The following is a 19,898-nucleotide window of genomic DNA, read 5'->3' on the forward strand; positions in this document are numbered from 1 at the left end:
TTCTCAGTTCTTAGCCGTCAGTTCAGCTATTTGGGGCGAGCCCGCCTCAGCTCTCGAGAATCACGTGCGCCAGTGCCTGTTCGGAAGTATGTGTAATCGAGAGTGCAATGTTGTGCGTCCCGAGTTTCTCCGCAAACATTGCGGCCTGACCGTGAAACTGAATGGTCGGCCTTTGTCCGCGCGGCCGCACGACTTCAACATCGCGCCAGCGGACGCCATGATTCCATCCCGTGCCCAGCGCTTTCATGCCGGCTTCTTTTGCGGCGAAGCGGGCAGCATAGCTTTCGTAGCGGGTGACGTTCTTGCGCTCGCAGTAAGCGATCTCGCCCTCGGTGAAGATGCGGTGGAGAAACCGGTCTCCAAAGCGCTCGATGGATTCTCGAATGCGGTCTACTTCTGCGATGTCTACGCCGGTACCGACAATCATGGGAACCATTTTCAATTGCCGCTCCACGAGTTGGCAATTTCGATTTCTGCGACAGCTCAGAAAAGCCCGGTCGCCAGGATCGACCCGGTGCCCGTTGAGCGCCTAGTCGCGTTCCCACCGGTTGCCGACTTCCATGCGCATCCCGGCGCTCGAACCCGTCGCCCCTTCGGCTTCGCGCTTCTTCTGCCAATCGGATTCCGCCAGCACCGGAATTGCTTCGAGCTTGTTTTTCTTCAATGCCGGATTGAGCGTCGCCAATTCCTTCTGCGTGCCCTTCTGGAAGTCGGTGACGATGTCCTCCAGTTCGTGCCCCAGCGTCTCCGTGCGAGCGGCCTGGTAATCGGTGGGACGTCCCTCATAGCCGTTGATGCTGCCGTAGAGCTGTCCCAGTAACTCGCGGATGCGCTCTTCACCGGTAATCGCGCCACCTTCTTTGGTGGCAACGATCTTCGACCGCCATTCGTCACACTTCGCGCCCAGCGCAGTGAGCTGTGCCCGCAGCGGACTCTTCTCCGGCAACTTCGCCGCGCGTTCATTGGCAGCACGATGTACGCCTTCGATCGCGTCCACCGTGTAGGTCATGTGCTCGATCAGCTTGTAGACCTTCATCGTGAGATCGAATTGCGCCTTGCGGTCTTCGATCGAATACTTCGCGCGCGGATCGAGCACAACGTTAATTTTTTGGGTGTAGACGTTGTCGCCCTTCGTCATCTTCACGGTATAGGTACCCGGCAATACTCGCGGTCCCTGCGCAGCTTCGAAGAGCGCATTCGCCGCCGGTGGAACGACTGGTCCCTTGGTCCGCATCGACCAGCTTGCCCGGTTCAACCCGCGATGCTTGCTGCCCGTGATGTTGTCGACGACTTTCCCGCTCTCGTCGAGGATCTCGATTTTCAGGTCGCCGAAAATGTGGCGTCCGCGCTGGTAATAAGTAATCTGCGCTTCATTGGGACGGCTGCGGCCACTAAACATTTCGTCGCCTTCTGGCCATCCGGCATTCGCCTGGAAGTACTGGATTGCGTCCTTGCCCGGCATGAGTGCCGCTTCTTTCGACATCAAGTCTGGAGTCAATGCACGCAGCGGAGAAATATCGTCGATGATCCAGATGCCGCGTCCATGGGTAGCCAGTACCAGGTCGCTTTCGCGAGCGTGGACGACCATGTCATGAACCGGCACGGAGGCCGGGAAGTCGCTGCCTTTGTATTGCGCCCAGCGCTGGCCGCCGTCAACGGAAATCCACAGCCCAAACTCCGTTCCCAGGAATAGCAGGTTGGGATTGACCGTGTCTTCCTTGATCACGTGCGCATAGCCTTTGACTCCGCTCGCCTGTACTCCCAACGCGGTCCAGGTCTTGCCGTAGTCCGCCGTCTTGTAGGCGTACGGTTTCAGGTCGCCGAATGTGTGGCGATCGAAAGTCGCGTAGGCGGTCCCTTCCTCGAAGCGGCTGGCTTCTACGGTCGATACCCAGGAATTCTTCGGCAGATCCGTGATGTTGCCGACAACGTTCGTCCAATTCTTGGCGCCATCGCGCGTGATCTGGACGTTCCCGTCATCGGTGCCAACCCAGATGATCTGTCCACTTTTCGGCGATTCGGAAATCGAAAAAATCGTGGTGTGCATTTCCGCTGCCGAGTTGTCGATCGTGATGCCGCCCGATTCTTCCTGTTTCTGCTTTTCCGGATCGTTGGTGGTCAGGTCCGGAGAGATGCGGTCCCATGTTTGTCCATGATCGCGAGAGCGGAACAAAAATTGCCCTCCGAGGTAAATCGTGCCCTTTTCGTTCGGACTCACATGGATCGGAGAATTCCAGTTAAAGCGCAATTTCTTCTCGCCATAATTCGGCAACGGCTTGATGTTGCGGCCGTCATGCGTGTAGCGATTGACGCGTCCTATTTCCGCTCCTTGCGCCTCGGCATAGATGTAGTCGGGATCGGCGGGATCTTCGAACATCCAGAAGCCGTCGCCGCCAAACATGTTTTCCCAGCGCGAATAGGACACGCCGCCCGGATACGACGAGTCCCCCACCCACGAACTGTTGTCCTGCAACCCGCCATACACGTGGTAAGGATCGGAGTTGTCCGTGCTCACGTGGTAGAACTGCGAGACCGGCAGGTTCATCTGGTGCTTCCACAGGTTGCCGCCGTCTTCGCTGCGCCACAGTCCGCCGTCATCGCCGGCGATCACCACACTGGGGTTGTTGGGATTGATCCACACATCGTGGAAGTCGCCATGCGCTCCACCCGAAACGCGGCTGAAACTCTTGCCGCCGTCGTTGCTGAGCAGCAGGATCAGGTCAGGTTTGAAGATGCGTTTTTCATCCTTCGGATCGACGATCAAGTTCCCGAAATAAAATGGACGCCAGATCATGTAGTTGCTGGCATCCAGCCTGTTCCAGGTCGCGCCGCCATCATCCGATCGATACAGCGCGCTCTTCTTCGATTCGATATTCGCGTACACCACCTGCGGCTTCGACGGTGCGACGGCGACTGCAATTCGTCCCCAGGGCTTGGCCGGCAGGCCTTTCGCGTTGCTGTCGGTGATTTCGGTCCAGTGATCACCGCCGTCAGTCGACTTGAAGAGTCCACTGCCCGGGCCGCCGGAACGGAACGTCCAGCCCTGGCGACGGACGTCCCAGGTCGATGCATAAATCGTTTGCGGTTCGTTGACGCTGCGGCTCATCAAGCCGCAACCGGTGGACGCATTCACTCCCGCCAATACTTTCTTCCAGGACTTCCCGCCGTCGGTCGTCTTGAAAACTCCGCGTTCGTCATTGTCGTTCCATAGATGTCCGACCGCGCACACCAATACCGTGTTGCCGTCCTTGGGATCGACCAGGATCTTCGCGATGTGCTCGGTGTCCTTCAGCCCAACGTTGGTCCAGTTCTCGCCGCCGTCGGTGGATTTGTAAACGCCGTCGCCGACCGAGACGCTATTACGGGTCCACGGTTCGCCAGTTCCCACCCAGACCGTCTTCGCGTTCGACGGATCAATCGCCACTGCGCCGATCGACTGCACGGTCTCGCGGTCGAAGACCGGCTTGTAGGTCGTGCCGCCGTTCACCGACTTCCAGACTCCGCCGCTGGCTGCGCCCACGAACACCGTGATTCGGCCGTCGGCTTCCACGGCATCAATCGCGGCAATGCGGCCGCTCATGACCGCCGAGCCGATGTTGCGGGCAGGCAGGCCTGACACCGTCGCGGCGTCGAATTTGTAGCTGGGCTGGGCAACCGATACTCCTGCCAGGAGCGTCGCGCACAGAGCAGCGTAGGCAACGGACCAGATCAGCTTTGACAAAGACTGTGACCGGCAAATGCGAGCATTCATGTTCAGGAGTCCTCTTCGATGGTGAGCTTGAGCCAATATGATTTCGGTTTTCAGCATGTCGAGCGCAGGCTACTTCTTGTCCGCGGCCGGCTTGGCCGCCTTCAGCGACGCCGGTACCGCAAAATCGGCGGGATCGATGGCAGTGTTTGCTTCGACCTTTTCAACCGTGAGCGTCTGCGCGCCGGGATTGCTCTTCGTTCCAATGCTGATGGAAAAGGGATACATCACGCCGTTGACCGGCTTATACGAGCCGAAGTCGACGACTCGCTCGCGCACCGATCCGCGGATGAACTGCTGCACTTCTTTGCGGATTTCCAGGAAGGTATCCGGATCGAGATAGTAGTAAAGGATGTCGGCATTCTTCAGCGTCACCTTCAGGCGCAGCGCGTCGTCGCCGTCCACCACGTCGTGGCCGAGATACTCGACCGTGTTGCCCTTTTCTTTGTAGTCGACCATCGGATTATCGAAATCCGAGTCCAACTGCATGTCGCGGAGGTCGTCCTCTCCCATCAGTTCGGGATCTTTGTGTCCCTGAAATGGTTGGATCTGCCAGGCTGTTGACCCGTCATAGGCCTGGACCGCGGTCATGCCCTGGATCGTAAAGGTCTCGCGCACCATGTTCGGGCGCATGTTTTCCTGCATGCCCTGTGCCCGGAAACCTCCACCCAGGTCAAGCTTGCCGGTCTGGCGAAGGCTCTTGATGGCTTTGATCTTGTCGATTCCGCCTTTGGCCTGAATATTCTTGCTGATCAGTTCGTCGGCGGTTTGAGTGTAGGCAACGACACTGAGGCACGAGACAGCGAGCAGCACAATCACTGCATGACGCATGAAGCGGACTCCTGGTTTGAGGGGCTTTGGAAGACCCGGGAACGAAGACAAACTACTGTACTCGCTAGTAGACGCCTCTGCCAACAAGAGGTGAGCACAAATTGTTAGGTGGGAGTCTGGTGTTGAGAAATTCTCGGCAGGCATGTTCCGGAGGGACGACCGAAAATAGCCCGCCAGTTCACTGGCGGGTAGTATGCGTATTGCGGATTTCGAGTGCCGGAGGCACGACTGAAAATTGTGCCATCATGGCCATCGCTGGGCAGTCGTCCCGCTGGGACTCTGATTCTGGTCGCAATCTCACCCGGCGTTGAAACGCCGGGCTATTGTCGACTGTCCTTCCGGGCAACTTTTGCGGCTTCTACTCCGGCAATCGGCTGTGCCGTGCTACTCCGCTGCGGACATCGTCCGGAGAGCGCACTTCAAGCTCACGCGGGGCGGCTTCGATTTGAGCGTTTCCGCCGCGAATGAAACCTCTGACTTCGCCGGTCTTCGCATCCCGCAACATCAACACAGGATACTTGTCAGCATCCCACACGATCTGCATGGCTCCGTTTGGCAAGTCCTGCATGTGAATGTCGCTCTGGAAGTCGGTTGCCGCTGCGATTGCCCTGCGAGCCAGCTCCTGGTTCCCTGACTTCACATGCGTGCTCTGGATCGCAAACAACACTTCTGGCTTGAGCGGAACCACGAACGAGAACATTTGCAGCGAGGCATCGTCTCCTCCATCTGCAACTTCCGGTGCGCTGAAGCTCACACTGGCAACGGGATGTCCCATTGAGTCCAGCGCTTCCCAAGTGTACGCACCGGGGGTCGCCAGACTGCTGTTGGCTGGAACACGGAATGCCGGTTCCAGGATGACCTGCCCGTTCAAGATGCGCCCCCAGACTAGGAGGCCATCTCCGGAAATCCCTTGCACATCGGGTTGAATGTCACCAATCGGGCTTCCGAGGCGAAAGTTGTATTCCGAAACGTAAACGTAGTCGCTGATCCACTGCGGTGAACAGTAGCCCATGATGTCGGTATAGGCGGCTGATCCTTTCAAGTTGTTGCTGGCCGCGAACACGTCCCAACCCGGAACGCCGATAATGGCTCCCGGATAAGGATAGTTCGGATCAGGACCTCCCGCGCCGCCGCAAGGGCTGTGCGGGCGATTGAAGTTGTGCCCCTCTTCGTGCGCGAACACGGAGGCGAAACTGCCATTTGCATCCCAGCCGATTGCCGCCGGAAATCCGATCCAGCCGAGGCCGGCGATGCCGCTGCTGTAACTGGCATGGAGTGCGCCGTAGTAATAGCGGTCCGTGACGTTATCGGCGGAACGCTTCGCGGTGACTTCGTTGAGGATGGTGCTCCATACATTGATGTCGTTGGTTACGGAACTCACGCTCGAAACCATCGTGCTCCCCACGATCACGTCGATCGCGTCGGGTACGGGATGGATGCGCTTGGCAAAGTCAACCCAATCGGCCTTGGTGCGCGGCGCATTCTGCACGTTGCCGGTGTTGGCGCCGTTCTGCACAGGGACCAGCGTAACCTTCCAGGGCTTCAGGTTTTGCACGGTCGGAGTCTGCGAGAACGTGTTGTTGGTGTCGTCCGCTTCCGGTACTGCATTCGTCGGATCGACCGTGGCCACAATTTGTGTCGAAGGCAGAATCCACGTCTTGTCCACGGCCGCGTTCCATGACGCTCCCGCATTTTCCGGATCGATGCTGAGCGGCACGGACGCTGCGCTCGCCGGGATGGTGAGCGTGTGCGTCGTCGGTCCAGTCGTGAAATCCACTTTCACGTCCGGAGTCGCCGTGTTGGCCTGATTCGCTTTCACGAACACGCGAACCCATGCGCTGCGATTCTGTAATAGCGGCACGACTGGATTCGGATATTCCTGCGTCGCCTGCGTGATGTAGAGCCCTTCAATACTGAGATCGAGGGTCGCGCTTCCGTTCGTGACCGTGAAGTTGCCGGGCGAAGTTGCCGTGCCGGCAGGTGTCGTGACTGTGACTTTGCCGGTCGTCGTGGCTGCGGCCACCGTCGCCGTGACCTGGGTTGCGCTATTCACCGTAAAGCTGGCCGCTGCCTTGGCGTTGAATGCCACGGCGGTGGCTCCGCTGAAATTGGTGCCCGTAATCACCACTGCTGTCCCAACCGGCCCGCTCCCCGGATTCAATGCGGTGATGGTGGGCGCCGCCAGAATCGTGAAATTGCCGCTCGAAACCGCGCTGCCCACGGGCGTAGTGACCGTGACCTTTCCCGTCGTGGTGCCGTTCGCTACGGTTGCCGTGATCTGCGTCGCGCTATTGACCGTAAAGCTGGCGGCTGCCGTGGTGTTAAATTTCACAGCCGAAGTTCCGGTAAAGTTCGTTCCCGTGATCACGACTGACGTTCCTGCAACGCCGCTGGTCGGAGCGAAACTCGAAATCGTAGGCGTGTTGGTGATCGTGAAGTTGGTACCCGAGAGCGCGCTGCCTCCTGGGGTGGTGACGGTGATCTTTCCCGTCGTTGTGCCGTTTGCAACCACAGCCGTAATCTGCGTCGCGCTATCCACCGTGAAGCTGGCGGCCGCGACCGAATTGAACTTCACCGAAGTGGCGCCCGTGAAGTTCGTTCCCGTAATCGTGACCGAGGCTCCGGCAATTCCGCTGGTCGGATTGAAGCTGGAAATCGTCGGCGGCGTTCCAACCGTAAAGTTCGTGCTCGAGGTGCCGGTGCCCCCCGAATTGGTGACCGAAATTTTGCCGGTCGTGGAGCCGGCGGCGACCGTGGCCGTAATCTGGCTCGCGCTGTCGACGGAGAAGTTCCCCGCCGCGGTACCGTTGAATTTGACCGAGGTCGCGCCCGTAAAATTCGATCCGCTCAAGACCACGATCGTTCCCGCATCGCCGGATGTGGGCGCAAAGGTGGAGATGCTTGGGGTGGTCGGCGGTGGCGGGGTGCCATTCGACGCCGCGCTTCCGCAAGCCACCATTGCCAGCAATAGCGTTGCAGAAAGCAGTGCCAATCCCACACGCCGGGCGGGCGTCAAAACTAAGGATGCAGCTAACTCATTGTTAATAAAGGAAGAGTGGTTGGAGCGCGCAGTAATTCCCGGCTGTGTGAGCATGGAACATTGTTGGTGGTTTGGAAGGGAAGCTCAATATTGCTTGAGTGCTAAGACTTTAGGTCCAAAATGCGGCTCATCCGCGAGAATTTGGACGTACCGGCGGCTATCGAGACTGGCATCTCGCCGCCTACTCTGGGGGCAGGTCCCGCAATGCCTGCAATAGTTCCTCGACGTTCGGCAACTGGTCAATGGGATAGACCCTGACGAATGCGATCTTCCCCGATTTATCTACCACGAACGCCGCCCGCTCGCTGATTCCCGGAACGGGGGTTCCTTCGCGAAGGATGCCGAATTTTTTTGTAACCTCGCCGTGCGGATAAAAGTCGGAGCAAAGCGGGATCTTCACGGAGCCGACTTCCCGCTCCCGCCACTCTTGATGACTCGGAATGGAATCGACGCTGATGTCCAGAACCTGGGCATTGAGAGCCGCGAATTCTTTGCTGCGCGCATCGAATTCCGGCACCTGCACTGCTCAAGTCGGTGTCCAGTCCAGCGGATGAAACGTGACCACCAGGTTCTGCTTGCCCAGATAATCACGGGAACGGACCGTGATCAGCTCTTCGCCCGCGACGGCAGGCAATTCAAAATCGGGCGCGATATCTCCGGGATTCAGCGGCATGGGGATGAACGGAATTGTACTTGACGGAACCCAGTGATTGCAGAGGAAGCCGCGCGCTGGCAGAGATGAGGTTCGTAGCCCGCGGCTCGTAGCTCTTCGCGCGGCAAGATTTCGTGCAATAGAAAGGCGGCCCGGGTAGGCCGCCTCCATTGAATTTTTGTTGGGTGGTTTGTTAGACGCCTTTTACGTTCTCCGCCTGCCAGCCTTTTGGACCCTTCACGACATCAAACTGAACGGCCTGACCTTCCTGAAGGCTGCGAAAACCGTTGCTTTGGATGGCGGAGAAGTGCACAAATACGTCTTCCCCGTTCTGGCGGCTGATGAAACCATAGCCTTTGGCATCGTTAAACCACTTTACTGTTCCGTTTTCCATACTCGTGTTCGTGTTCCTTTGTGTTGAAATATGCGCTGAGTGTTCGCAGGGAAGTGCAGGCAGGTCACGCTGTAAAGCGGGGTACTGCTTACAACCGCAAAAATCAAACGCAGTGAAATTGTATCCAATTTACGCAATAGAACGCTACCAATTTTGCCCTTACTAAGGTAAGTAACAGGATATCAACGGCTTCCGGTCCGTCCCCATTGCAACTTCTGGGGGCGTCAACCATCCAAGGAGTTATGGCATTGAAGACAAAAACCAGGGCAGGCCGCTTCGCAGCGACCGCAGTTTTGATGGCCGCGGCTGTATTTTCAGCCCGCGCAGGAATCATCGACGACGTGCGCGTTCAGGTCGGAGAGAACAGCTATTCCGCCGCCGAAAGCGAACTGCGCGACTACCGCGCTCATCACGGAGTCACTCCCGAGTACGTGGAAGCCTATTCCTGGGTAGCTCGTGGTGCCGCTTCTATGAAGCAATGGAGCCAGGCTGCGAACTACGCCCGCGAAACCCGCAGCCTCTCAGAGCAACTGCTTACCAAACAAAAATTGGACGCTGAGCCTCATCTACCCATCGCCCTCGGAGCCGCCTACGAAGTGCAGGCCCAGTCGCTGGCGGAAACCGGGAAGCGCAACGAAGCGACGGCGCTGCTCCGCGGTGCCCTGGCAAAATACGGAACCACGTCGATCGCCGCCCGGCTGCAGAAAAATCTGAACCTGATTTCCTTTGTCGGACAGCCCGCTCCAGCCCTGCAGGCAACACAATTTCTGGGCGCGAAGCCTCCCACCCTGGCGTCGCTGAAAGGATCGCCTGTCCTTTTGTTTTTCTGGGCACACTGGTGTGGAGACTGCAAGGCTGAAGTCCCAATCATCGCGCGCTTGAAGCAGGAATTCGCGTCCTCCGGGCTTACCGTGATTGGTCCCACGCAACTCTACGGATACGCCGCCCAGGGCAACGACGCCACGCCTGCACAGGAAAAGAGCTACATCGAGTCCGTTCGCCAACGTTACTACGCAAGCTTGCCCGATATGCCCGTTCCTCTTAGTAAGCAGAATTTCAACACCTACGGAGCCAGCACCACGCCGACGCTCGTGATCCTGAATCGCGCGGGACAAGTGGCGATGTATCATCCGGGGGCAATGCCGTACGACGAACTGCGAGCGGCGATCGAGAAGGCGAGTCGCTGAGGAGAAATTGCAGCGGGCTATACGGAAGTCTATGGTCGTAGTAAGTAGCCAACTCGCAACCAGAAGCCAATTCGTACTCAGTGACGAAGTTGCATTCAGTGGCGAACTCGCACTCAGGGCCGAGTAGAAAGCCGAGCAAGTTCAGATCAAGCCGCGCAGCGGCGACACAGGAAAGCCCGGCATGGAAGTGCCGGGTAAGTGAATGGGCAAGACGTGAGTCCCGCCAGGGACGGCACCCTGGCCGCGACCGAAGGAGACAACCATGATCAGCAAAATGAAACTTGGCGTCACCGTCATCGCTATCTTCATATTGAGTGCATCCGCACTGGCCCAGAGCCGTAGCAGCCGGATTGGCGACGATTACGCCCGGGCCGCTCTGCGCGCCATCATTTACACAGCGCAAAGCGGGATCACCGTGCAGCGCATTTCCGCGTTCTTGAATGAAGCGGACGTAGAAGCCAGCACTCCCGCAGAGGAAGCTTCCCTCAAGGAACTCAACCGCATCCTTGGAGAGTGGATCAGGCACCCCAGCGTCGATCGCCAGAATTGCTTCCTGGCTCTCAAAGTGAACCTCAAGGCCCGTAACGGGGATACGCCCGAGGCCTGTAAGTAAGGCAAGTCGCTGCGGGGAGCAATGACCTGATTCCTGTCGACGTGCTCTTCTATTGCTTGGTCACCGGAGGCTTCGCGTCTGTCTTCGCCGGTGTTGCCGCTTCGCCCTCCTTTAGTTCCTCATTCACAACTCGGAGCTTCTGCTCTCTGGATTCTTCTTTGCCCTCGTTGATCTCAGTGATCGGGATGTAAGCCCATCCCTTCTGGAGGCGGAAATGAATTGAGTCGCCCACCTGGATCTTCTTCGTCCCACCACATTCCCCCGGCGTGCGCGAAAAAATGTGCGGAGTTTTGCCGCAATCCAAGTCGTAAGTCTTGGTCTCGGTCTGCACGGTATAGATCCGGGTGTACTTGATGCTTTTTACGGCCATGGTCGTACCGTTTGCCTGCGCGTAAGTCGTCACCGGAACTTGATTCACGGTGGTGGCAGTGATCTTCCCCTCTTCCGGGTAGGTCGGGTCTTTCTTGCCCGCGGAAGCTGTGCCCGCCAACATAGAGGCCGCCAGAATCAGTACAACTACCACACTGCGCGACCGACCGCCCCGCTCCGCGTTTTCAGACATTTTCGATCTCCTTGTGTCGCAGGCACTCCTTGGATCTGTATTACCCGGTGCTGATCAATTCGCTTTGGGTTGCGGTTTTGCTTCTTCCCGCAGGATCCGCAAGCGCTGCTCGCCCGAAGGCTCCACCGTGGTCGCGACCGGCAAATAGGCCCAGCTCTTTTCCATTCGGAAGTGGATCGAGTCTCCGATCTGCAACTTCTTGTCTCCGCCACACTCTCCCGGCGTACGAGAAAAGATCGGGTGCTTGCCACAGTCCAACTCGTAGATCTTGCTTTCCGTCGAAATCTTGTAGGTGCGGGTTCCTGTCACTTGATTGATCGCCGTACCGAATACCTTGCCCTCCTCGGGATAGGTCTTCGGGTCCTTTGCCATCGCTCCCGCCGGAAAAATCATCAACGTGAGCGCGGAAACGATCAAAGTCGCGAGTAAGTGACTGATAGGTGTTCGGGTAGGTCGCATGACATGGTCCTCCGCGTGAAATCAATGGAACAACTGGCGAGCGGGTCGGGCCTATGACGGCGAAGATCACCGCAGGCAGGATTTCCACTTCTATTATCACCCGCAAAGCAAGAAACACAGATTGGATATTTCGGTTCGAACTCGACTCGATGCTCCCGGACCAAGAAATTGATGACGATGTGTTGACACAGAGAAGAGACTAACGCAATGGCTGAGAACCACGACACAGACGTACTGGCACAAATTGTTTGAGAAGTTGAGCGACGTGATGGGGACGCTGCCTACGTCGCTCTTGAAGTTGCGAAGCAACTATTGATTCATCTGCAAACTGCCCATTTCATCTTTGATCGGCCTACCTTGCAGGACTGCCAAAGCTAGTACGAGGAGCAGTCTTAATCGCAATCGCGTTGGCCTTATCGAGAGCATCGGCGATACGGGTAAGCTCGGCAGCTATTTCAGCCAGGGTTTTTACGATGACCGCCTCTTGTCCAGGAGTCATTAAGTATTGTCCTCTTTTCTGGGGAAGGCGGGACTTGTACTAGAGCCTGTCGAGTGCCGACTTGATTACCGTTGTTCAAGGTATTGACGGTAAAGGGCAAAAAACGATTGAAGATGCACCCTAAAGAGTGCATCATATATATGGAATTGCCCGCTTAGCCGAACTGTCACCGTATGGTGTGCGTGCCCGAAAGGGATAGGCTAGCGGGTTTATTTTTTTCCACTATCTCGGCCAAATTTTCAGCATCATTTCCCGGTGTGAAATAACCCTCCGATATACCAAGTGGTCACCCTTGTTTTTCTTCAAGTATCGAGAGACCGATCCGCATACCATATCGGCTAGTTGCAGAAGATTGTTCGCCTTGGATTCGTTCGTTTTTATTTTGTGTACTAGTGGTTCCTCTCCTTTAGCATTAACGCGCTTCCCTAGATATTTCTTGAGCTCTCGCTGGAATTCCCGGTTCCCGCATCTGTCGAAAATCACAATTGCATTTTTCAGATAAGGCTTTAGATTCTCGAACAGCAAGTTAACTGCATATTTGTAAAAAGAATTCTTGTATTGGAATCCTTCGCCGTACAGTTTTGCCTTGTTGAACACGAATGACATGTAGAAATATTGAAATTTCCCTGTTTCCGTGAGAAAGCGCTCACGGACCTCGCGACAGCACGAGTTAAAGTGGAATTCGAAGTATGGATTATTTGAAAGCTCCCTCCTCAGTAGATCTATCCGCAAATCACAGGCAGTGGCTTCGTCCCTATCACTAAAAGTCACTGCCGTTACAACAAAATAAGGCGACGAATCCTGCTTTCCTTTCATGCCAGGGTCGCCGGACTCGTCGATAAAAACCAGCATTTGTGGGAGCCAAATCCGATCTGGGGAAGGCGAGGATTGTACCAGAGGGCTGGATCTTACCAAGTGGGTATCTGTGGCAATCTAACAGCCATAACCTGTAGAGGTATCTTGACCGGCACAACGGCGGAAGCACGTTAAGCATCCCGTAGGAACTTTCTAGACGCCAGACACTGCTCCGGCTGCTAGGACCGGCCCTTGAATCGCTCCCGCAGTTGGGACTTGAGAAGCTTCCCAGTAGACGTGTGCGGTAGCTCGGATACGAAGACGAACTCGTCCGGCAACTGCCACTTCGCGAACTTCTCTGCCAGGAAATTCCTCAGCTCGTCGGGAGTTACTTTCTCGCCTTCCTTGAGGACGACCAGCGCTAGCGGCCGCTCCACCCACTTCTCATGAGGTACCGCGACGACCGCGGCCTCCATCACTGCGGGATGGCCGACTATCGCGTTCTCCAGGTCGACCGAACTGATCCACTCTCCGCCGGACTTGATCAGGTCCTTAGTGCGGTCGGTGATCTTCATGTAGCCTTCGGGGTCGATCGTGACGACGTCTCCGGTTCGCAGCCAGCCGTCCTCGCACCAGCGATGGCCTTCCTCGGGAAGACTGTAGTAACTGGCGGCGATGAAGGGTCCGCGGATTTCGAGTTCGCCTTGAGTCTGGCCATCCCATGGAACTTCGCCGTGCTCTCCGGTGGCGCGAATCTCGGTAAATGGAGAAGGCAAGCCCTGGGACGCGCGCACTTGGTAAGTGCGGTCTTCCGGCCAGTCCGCCATGTGCGGTTTCAAGGTGCTCACCGTCGCAATCGGCGTGGTCTCGGTCATGCCCCACGGCTGGATGACGCGTACTCCGAATTTGTCGAAGCGCCGGAAAAGACTCTCTGGAGCAGCCGACCCAGCCACAATGATTCGTAGTCCCGGCTCAAGTTGCCAGCGCTGCGGTTGTCGTTCGAGTGCGTCAATCACGCCCAGCCAGATCGTCGGCACGCCTCCGGTCAGCGTCACGCGCTCAGACGAGAGCAAATCCAGTAAGCGCTCGGCCTGGAGGTTCGGTCCCGGAAGCACGAGTTTGCTGCCGTTCATCACCGCTGCGTGCGGCATTCCCCAGGCGTTGGCGTGGAACATCGACATGGCGGGCAGCAGGCAATCGTGTCGCGAAATGCAGAAGTTGTCAGGCAGAGAGATCGAGTAGGAGTGCAGCGCAATCGCACGGTGCGAATAGGCCACGCCTTTCGATTTTCCGGTTGTGCCCGAGGTGTAGCACATGCCGGCTGCATCGTTTTCGTCGATGTCAGGATAAACCGGATTGCCGCTGCTCTTTCCAAGAAACGTCTCGTAGTCCTCGTATCCGCGCGGCACGGCCCTTCCGCTGAACGGCACGACATAGACGCGCTCGATCTTCACCTTGTCCCGTATCTGTTCGTAAAGAGGGAGAAGCACATCGTCCACAATCAGCCATCGGTCTTCGGCATGATTGACGATGTGGGCCAGTTCATCAGGATGAAGGCGCAGATTCAGCGTGTGCAGCACGCCCCCCACGCTCGGCACTCCGAAATACGTTTCCAGGTGAGCAGAGTGATTCCACATCAGCGTCGCGACGCGATCGCCTTTCTCCAAGCCGAGAGCCTGTAAGCCCGCTGCCAGCGCCCGTGCGCGCTGGTACATCTCGCGATACGTGTAGCGATGGATGGAGTTATCGGGCCGGCTGGAAACAATTTCAACCGTGGGAAACAGTTTCCCGGCTCGCTCCAGTAATGAAGCGAGCGTGAGGGGAAACGGCATCATGGTTCCCTTCATACTTTTGTCCCCGATTCCGGAGCCTGCGCAAACTGTCGGGCATTTTACCCTGAGCTGGCAACGGGGCCACCACTACTTTGGCGGAATGGCGTATTCGGTGTGCAAATGCATTTGCCAGCGGCCGTCACGACGAAGCCAGACCGTGGAGATATTGGTTTCGCCTGACATCGTTCGGGTACCGCAAGTTGGTGCCTCGGTGGCGTGATACACCAGCGTCGCAATGTCAGGAGTCAGGAACGTGACGTGCGGATCGACAATCTTGACCGGCGCCAGCGTACATTGCGCATGGAATTTCTTGACGAAGTCGAGCACCTGATCCCGATTCCATATCTCACTCTCGACACTGATGAAGTCCGGGAGAAGCAACTTGGAAAGATCGGGGGTGTTGCCGTCGACATATGCGCGCCAGAAGGCGTTTTCCTGGGCGAGGATTGCTTCCGTCGAGTTGGTCGTTTGTGCAAGCAGTGGCATTGCTGCCAGGAGCAAGGTTGAGAACAAGAGTCGAAGCATAGTCAGATTGAATCCTCGGTAGTTGTCCGGCCAGGCGTTGGGTCAAGCGCCGCATGTGCTGGCGACGGCACTGAGGGGCTCGACGATCGAACCGACCTTCTCAGTAGAATGAACAACAGCAGTGCAAACCAATTGATGCCGATCCCCCACGCGTTGTCTTGCAACAACGCAAACTCCCAGCTGCTGCCCAGAAAAAATGCCCATCCAAAATGAACGCCGAAATTACCAGCGTGTGCGGGGCCACTCATGCTGAGAACGGTATTAACGCCGGCTGCAAACTTGTAGACAATTACAGGCGACGTAATCCAGGGAATCTGGATTGCTATCGCTGCGAGCAGTGGGCGCGTCCGCTGAGGATCGTTCACAAACGCCAAGCCGCTGACAGTCACGAATACGTATAAGCCGGCGAATACGACAAAGGCGAACTTGTGATTCGCGGAGTTAGGCAAGGACTGCAACGTCAGAACAGCGCCGGTGAATCCTCCCCCGACGGTAATCAAGATCAGCGTCAAACGCAGCCAGGTCTTCATTCGGTTGCCTTGAGCGAAAAGATGGTCCCTACTTCAGCCCCGTCACCACGTAGGCCTGCGACAGCACGCGCGTGTAGACATAGGCGTACGCCGAGCTGTCGGCTGAAAAACGGGGTGCGCCCATCGACGAGATGCCCGATGTTTCCGACCCAAAAGTCTTCCACAAATCCATCTTGCCGGTTGTGGTGTTCACTTTGTAGACCTTCGCGGTGGCCTGCTGTCCCCGGCCGGAGGCTACGTAGATGGAAGTGCCGTCGGGCGTCCAGCCGGTACTGTAATACTTGGAATCGAGGCCGGAGATTGGCTTGAGCGTGTTGTCTTCCAGGTTCCAAACCCCGAATTTTCCGTCTGGTCCCACCACCACCGTGCTGCGGCCGTCCGGCGACAGACGCACTCCGACAGTACCCTCGGGCGTGATCGGCTTCGACGTGCCATTACTCAAATCGATGATGTAGTTACGTGCGCCGTGGCCCGCTTCGATTCCGCCAGCCAGCAAGCGTTTGCCGTCGAGGAGAAACGCCACCCGGCCATAGCTGATGGAGTCGTGCGTGAGCTGGCGAGTCTCCCCAGCACCGGTCGGCACCAGACTCAGCTGCCCGCCTTTGGCGGGTTTCGTGATGACCCATTTTGCGTCCGGCGAAATCGCCATGCCGCTTCCTTCGCCGATGCGCGACGGAGGCGATCCGTCGGTGTCACGCAAGAACACGGTGTAGTTCGGCCCGCCGCCATCGCCCTCTTCGTCGAACAGGAGTTTCTTCCCGTCGCGGCTGATGTCGTTCATGATCGACCAGCCAAACCATCCCAGCTCGTGCTCTTCTTTGCCCCCCGGAGCCATTCCGCGAATTCCGATCCGCTGCTGGTTCGCCACCATCAGCGTGGTTCCGTTCTGGATGTCTTCGAGCCAGGCTCCCCCGGGAATATTGGTGATGGTCCGCTGTTTGCCGGAAAGAGTGACCGCACGCGGATTGGAATTGCTGCCGCTGCCGCTGGAGGTGAACCACACCTCATCGCCACTCGGCGACCACAGTACGCCCTGCAGTGAGGTCCAGCCGGTCGAAAGCTGTTTCTGTTTGTTGTTGTCGGAGCCGTCCGCGCGAATCACGGATACACCACCTTGATCGTCGCCATTGGTGTTGCCGTGATCGGCAAACGCAACCCACTTACCGTCTGGCGAAATCTTCGGGTGGCTGATCCAGTTGATGCTGTCAAGCAGCACCTTGCCAATGGGATATTCCAAACGCCAGTGATTGTTTTCCGGCACGTAACGCACAACCGCGAGACTGTCGCCGCTGGGAGACCAGTCCGCGTCCTGCACATTCTCGAGGATTTCGCGCGGAGGCCCTCCGCTGAGCGGAACCCGCGCCAGCGTACCGGTGCGAGCATAGCCGCCGTAGAACGTCGAGTTCATCCGGATCGCCAGTTCTCCACCCTTGGAAATAGAGAGCAATTCGGCGTCTTTCAGGTTGAGTTCGCGCGCGCCCGGATCGTCCGTGCGGGCCAGGTAAAGCTGGAAGCCACTGCCCTCCCACGAAGCGCTGTAGACGATGCTGCCATCGGGAGTAAAGCGGGCGTTGCCGATCAGGCCGGTGCGAAACGTGATCTGTTTGTACTCAGCGAGCGGAGCCTGGCCACCAGCCCTGCCCAGCCACCAACCAAGACCGAGCATGACCACGGCAAGGGCGATTCCAGCCACGAGATACAACAACTTCTTTCGATCGGGCGCCGCTGCTTCCAGCGGCGTAGCGCGTGTCGAGGTGCTAGAAACTCCCGTCAGATGTTCCAGGTCGAATGCGATGTCGCTGGCAGCATGAAAGCGCGCTTCGGGATTCTTCTCCAGGCAATGGTGCACGATGCGCTCAAGCGCTGGCGAAACATTGCGATTGGTTTCGGCGAGTTCCGGCGGCTCCTCTTTCAGGATCGCGCTCATCGTGTCGGCGGGCGACTCGCCGTGAAATGCGCGCTTGCCGGAGATCATCTCGTACAAGATCGCGCCGAAACTGAAAATGTCCGATCGCGGATCGAGCGCCTGTCCGCGTACCTGCTCGGGCGACATGTAGCCGGCTGTCCCAAGTACGACGCCAGCTTCGGTGCCATGAGTGACGGTCGCCATCGACGTATTCGAACCCGAATCGCTTTGCGTCAATTTCGCCAGGCCGAAATCGAGGATCTTCAACCGGCCGTCTTTGGTGAGGAACAGATTCTCGGGCTTCAGATCGCGGTGAACGATTCCTTTTTCGTGCGCTGCGGCGAGTCCGCGCGCCATCTGCATCGCAAAATCGAGAGCCTTGCGCACCGGAATCGCTCCGCTACGCAAGCGCTCGCGCAGAGTTTCGCCTTCGAGCAGTTCCGAGACGACGTAAGGCCGGGTCGCGCCCGCGCCAATATCCGCACCAATATCAAAGACCGCGAGAATGTTGGGATGATTTAGAGCAGCCGTCGCCAGGGCTTCCTGCTCAAAGCGGCGAAGCCGGTCCGCGTCCAGCGAAAGCGCCTGCGGCAAGACTTTGATTGCAACTTCGCGCTTAAGACGGGAGTCACGCGCGCGATACACCTCGCCCATGCCGCCCGCGCCGATCAGGGAAACGATTTCGTAGGGTCCAAGCTTGGTTCCGGGAGTCAGGTTCATCAGTGGGCCACGATTATAACCTTCAGAGCAAACAACGGAAGGGGGAGGGGTTTCACAAAAAACAAATGCGGCCCGGGCCAGCCACCCAAGCCGCATCGTTTGTCGCGAAATTCTGGATGCCGTCGAAGCTTACGCCCCGAAAATCCGGTTCAGCGCGTCCATCCTGCCTTGGAAGGGAGGATTTCGTTGGAGGCCGCAACGCCCGGGCGCCAATTCACCGAAGTGAACCGCTCTTCCCCCGATGATTCACTCTCGAGGAATCACCGGCAACGCTGAAACCAGAGTCGGCAGTGCTTCAGAATGTCCGCGCTCTGACTGCATGTACCTTGCGGGATCACGCGCATCCGCGCAAGCGCAAAGACTTCCTCGCCTGTGAAGAAACTGTGGAGGTCAGGGATTTCTTGTGGAAAGGCACAGGAAAAGTAGGGCTGTACAGCAGGTCAGAGGTAAGAGGTTGGATTGCAAATGTGAAAAACACAAGTGGCAAACGGTTTTCACCTCTACAATCTGACCTCACACCTCTGACCTCGTCTCACACTGCGTTACACTAGGCCCGATGATCGCGCATCTTCGCGGAACGCTGCTCAGCAAGCATCCCAATCAGGCGATTGTGGAAACGCACGGCGTCGGCTATGACGTCGTGATCAGCGTGCCGACATTTTCGGAGCTTCCCGCCGCCGGCGCGGAAGTCGCACTGCACATTCACACTCACGTTCGCGAAGACGCGCTCAGTCTCTACGGATTCCAGCGGCTCGCGGAGAAACATCTTTTCGAAAAGCTGCTCACCGTGAGTGGGATCGGCCCGAAGCTCGCGATCACCATCCTGAGCGGCATGCCCGCAGATGAAATGGTGGGCGCCATCCGCAGCGGAGATCTCGCGCGCCTTACGCGCATTCCCGGCATCGGCAAGAAGACCGCCGAACGCATGGTCCTCGAACTCCGCGACAAACTTCCCGCACCGACTGGAACGACCGAAGTCAGCATGACCGCCGCCAGTCCAGTAGAAGAAGACGTTCTCTCCGCCCTGGTCAATCTCGGGTATCAACGCCCCGCCGCTGAGAAGGCTCTGCAGGCAGTAACCCGCGGCAACAAAAGTACGCAGAATTTTGAAGTTCTATTCAGAGAAGTACTGGCAGGATTGTCGAAATAAGCGATACAAACGCGGCAGGCGGCTTCTCTACAGAACGCTCTACTAGTTCCCTACGAACCGCAAATACAAATCGCGATCTCCGCGGCAGTGCTCCGCCATCGCTTTTACTTTCTGCCAGGCTTCCATCTGCGATTCATCGCGCGCGCGGTCCTTCACGCGATCCCATTCGCTGAGAAATACTGCCATTTGCAGATGGTTGAAGACAGTCTTGCCGAACGGGTCAATGCCACTCAGCAGCGGGAACGCGCTGTCGCCGTTGCCCGGAACAATTGCGTGCAGCATCACCCACTCGCCGCGCTCGCCCAGATCATCTTCCAGCTTTACAACCAGAGACATAGCTCACACTCCTGCCAGATTAACCACTGGCCGAACTGTAGCAGCCTCTGCTTGGATTTTCCAAGTGTGGAGATAGGTCATGGTGGAAGGTGACAGGTATCAGGTGACAGGTGTCAGAT

Annotated in this window: 18 protein-coding genes; 3 read left to right on the forward strand and 15 right to left on the reverse strand. The window is 57.4% G+C overall.

The annotated features are described in order from the left end of the window. Positions 1-46: 46 nt before the first annotated feature. From acpS to HY010_12220, 7 genes are all read right to left on the reverse strand, one after another. Positions 47-427: a holo-ACP synthase gene (gene acpS / locus HY010_12190; protein ID MBI3476483.1), complete on the reverse strand. Its 381-nt coding sequence runs from the start codon at positions 425-427 to the stop codon at positions 47-49. Positions 428-529: 102 nt separating this feature from the next. Then, the gene (locus tag HY010_12195; GenBank protein ID MBI3476484.1) at positions 530-3,751 is read right to left on the reverse strand and encodes a sialidase; all 3,222 of its coding nucleotides are present in this window, start codon (positions 3,749-3,751) and stop codon (positions 530-532) included. Between the two features lie 69 nt (positions 3,752-3,820). Next, positions 3,821-4,579, reverse strand: coding sequence for a hypothetical protein (locus HY010_12200; GenBank protein MBI3476485.1), 759 nt, complete (start codon positions 4,577-4,579; stop codon positions 3,821-3,823). Positions 4,580-4,937: 358 nt separating this feature from the next. Beyond that, on the reverse strand, positions 4,938-7,673 hold the full coding sequence (locus tag HY010_12205; protein ID MBI3476486.1) for a hypothetical protein: 2,736 nt from the start codon (positions 7,671-7,673) through the stop codon (positions 4,938-4,940). Between the two features lie 127 nt (positions 7,674-7,800). Then, positions 7,801-8,136: a redoxin domain-containing protein gene (locus HY010_12210; GenBank protein MBI3476487.1), complete on the reverse strand. Its 336-nt coding sequence runs from the start codon at positions 8,134-8,136 to the stop codon at positions 7,801-7,803. Between the two features lie 9 nt (positions 8,137-8,145). Continuing rightward, complete coding sequence (locus HY010_12215; protein ID MBI3476488.1) at positions 8,146-8,292, reverse strand: redoxin domain-containing protein; 147 nt, start codon at positions 8,290-8,292, stop codon at positions 8,146-8,148. Between the two features lie 172 nt (positions 8,293-8,464). Then, on the reverse strand, positions 8,465-8,665 hold the full coding sequence (locus tag HY010_12220) for a cold-shock protein (protein MBI3476489.1): 201 nt from the start codon (positions 8,663-8,665) through the stop codon (positions 8,465-8,467). Positions 8,666-8,913: 248 nt separating this feature from the next. Between HY010_12220 and HY010_12225 the strand changes: the two genes are divergently transcribed. Both HY010_12225 and HY010_12230 read left to right on the forward strand, forming a co-directional pair. Beyond that, positions 8,914-9,852, forward strand: coding sequence for a TlpA family protein disulfide reductase (locus HY010_12225; GenBank protein MBI3476490.1), 939 nt, complete (start codon positions 8,914-8,916; stop codon positions 9,850-9,852). A gap of 262 nt (positions 9,853-10,114) precedes the next feature. After that, the gene (locus HY010_12230) at positions 10,115-10,465 is read left to right on the forward strand and encodes a hypothetical protein (GenBank protein MBI3476491.1); all 351 of its coding nucleotides are present in this window, start codon (positions 10,115-10,117) and stop codon (positions 10,463-10,465) included. 49 nt (positions 10,466-10,514) lie between these two features. Here the strand turns inward: HY010_12230 and HY010_12235 are convergent, their stop codons facing one another. From HY010_12235 to HY010_12265, 7 genes are all read right to left on the reverse strand, one after another. Further along, on the reverse strand, positions 10,515-11,027 hold the full coding sequence (locus HY010_12235; GenBank protein ID MBI3476492.1) for a hypothetical protein: 513 nt from the start codon (positions 11,025-11,027) through the stop codon (positions 10,515-10,517). Between the two features lie 54 nt (positions 11,028-11,081). After that, positions 11,082-11,486: a hypothetical protein gene (locus tag HY010_12240; protein MBI3476493.1), complete on the reverse strand. Its 405-nt coding sequence runs from the start codon at positions 11,484-11,486 to the stop codon at positions 11,082-11,084. 721 nt (positions 11,487-12,207) lie between these two features. After that, positions 12,208-12,837, reverse strand: a complete 630-nt coding sequence (locus tag HY010_12245) for a DUF3800 domain-containing protein (protein ID MBI3476494.1) — start codon at positions 12,835-12,837, stop codon at positions 12,208-12,210. Between the two features lie 182 nt (positions 12,838-13,019). Further along, positions 13,020-14,627, reverse strand: coding sequence for a long-chain fatty acid--CoA ligase (locus HY010_12250; GenBank protein MBI3476495.1), 1,608 nt, complete (start codon positions 14,625-14,627; stop codon positions 13,020-13,022). A 72-nt stretch (positions 14,628-14,699) separates the two neighbouring features. Continuing rightward, positions 14,700-15,137: a nuclear transport factor 2 family protein gene (locus HY010_12255; protein ID MBI3476496.1), complete on the reverse strand. Its 438-nt coding sequence runs from the start codon at positions 15,135-15,137 to the stop codon at positions 14,700-14,702. Positions 15,138-15,139: 2 nt separating this feature from the next. Continuing rightward, positions 15,140-15,667: a hypothetical protein gene (locus tag HY010_12260; protein MBI3476497.1), complete on the reverse strand. Its 528-nt coding sequence runs from the start codon at positions 15,665-15,667 to the stop codon at positions 15,140-15,142. Between the two features lie 28 nt (positions 15,668-15,695). Next, positions 15,696-18,293 (reverse strand): protein kinase, encoded by a 2,598-nt coding sequence (locus tag HY010_12265; GenBank protein MBI3476498.1) that lies wholly within the window; start codon positions 18,291-18,293, stop codon positions 15,696-15,698. 556 nt (positions 18,294-18,849) lie between these two features. On the opposite strand from HY010_12265, the gene ruvA reads away from it, so the two are divergent. After that, a complete protein-coding gene (gene ruvA, locus HY010_12270; protein ID MBI3476499.1) occupies positions 18,850-19,443 on the forward strand; it encodes a Holliday junction branch migration protein RuvA in 594 nt (197 codons plus the stop codon). A 42-nt stretch (positions 19,444-19,485) separates the two neighbouring features. On the opposite strand, the gene HY010_12275 is transcribed toward ruvA, so the two are convergent. Then, a complete protein-coding gene (locus tag HY010_12275) occupies positions 19,486-19,779 on the reverse strand; it encodes a hypothetical protein (GenBank protein MBI3476500.1) in 294 nt (97 codons plus the stop codon). Positions 19,780-19,898: the final 119 nt, after the last annotated feature.

It is taken from the genome of Acidobacteriota bacterium, assembly GCA_016196065.1.
Classification (GTDB): Bacteria; Acidobacteriota; Terriglobia; order Terriglobales; family Acidobacteriaceae; genus Acidiflorens.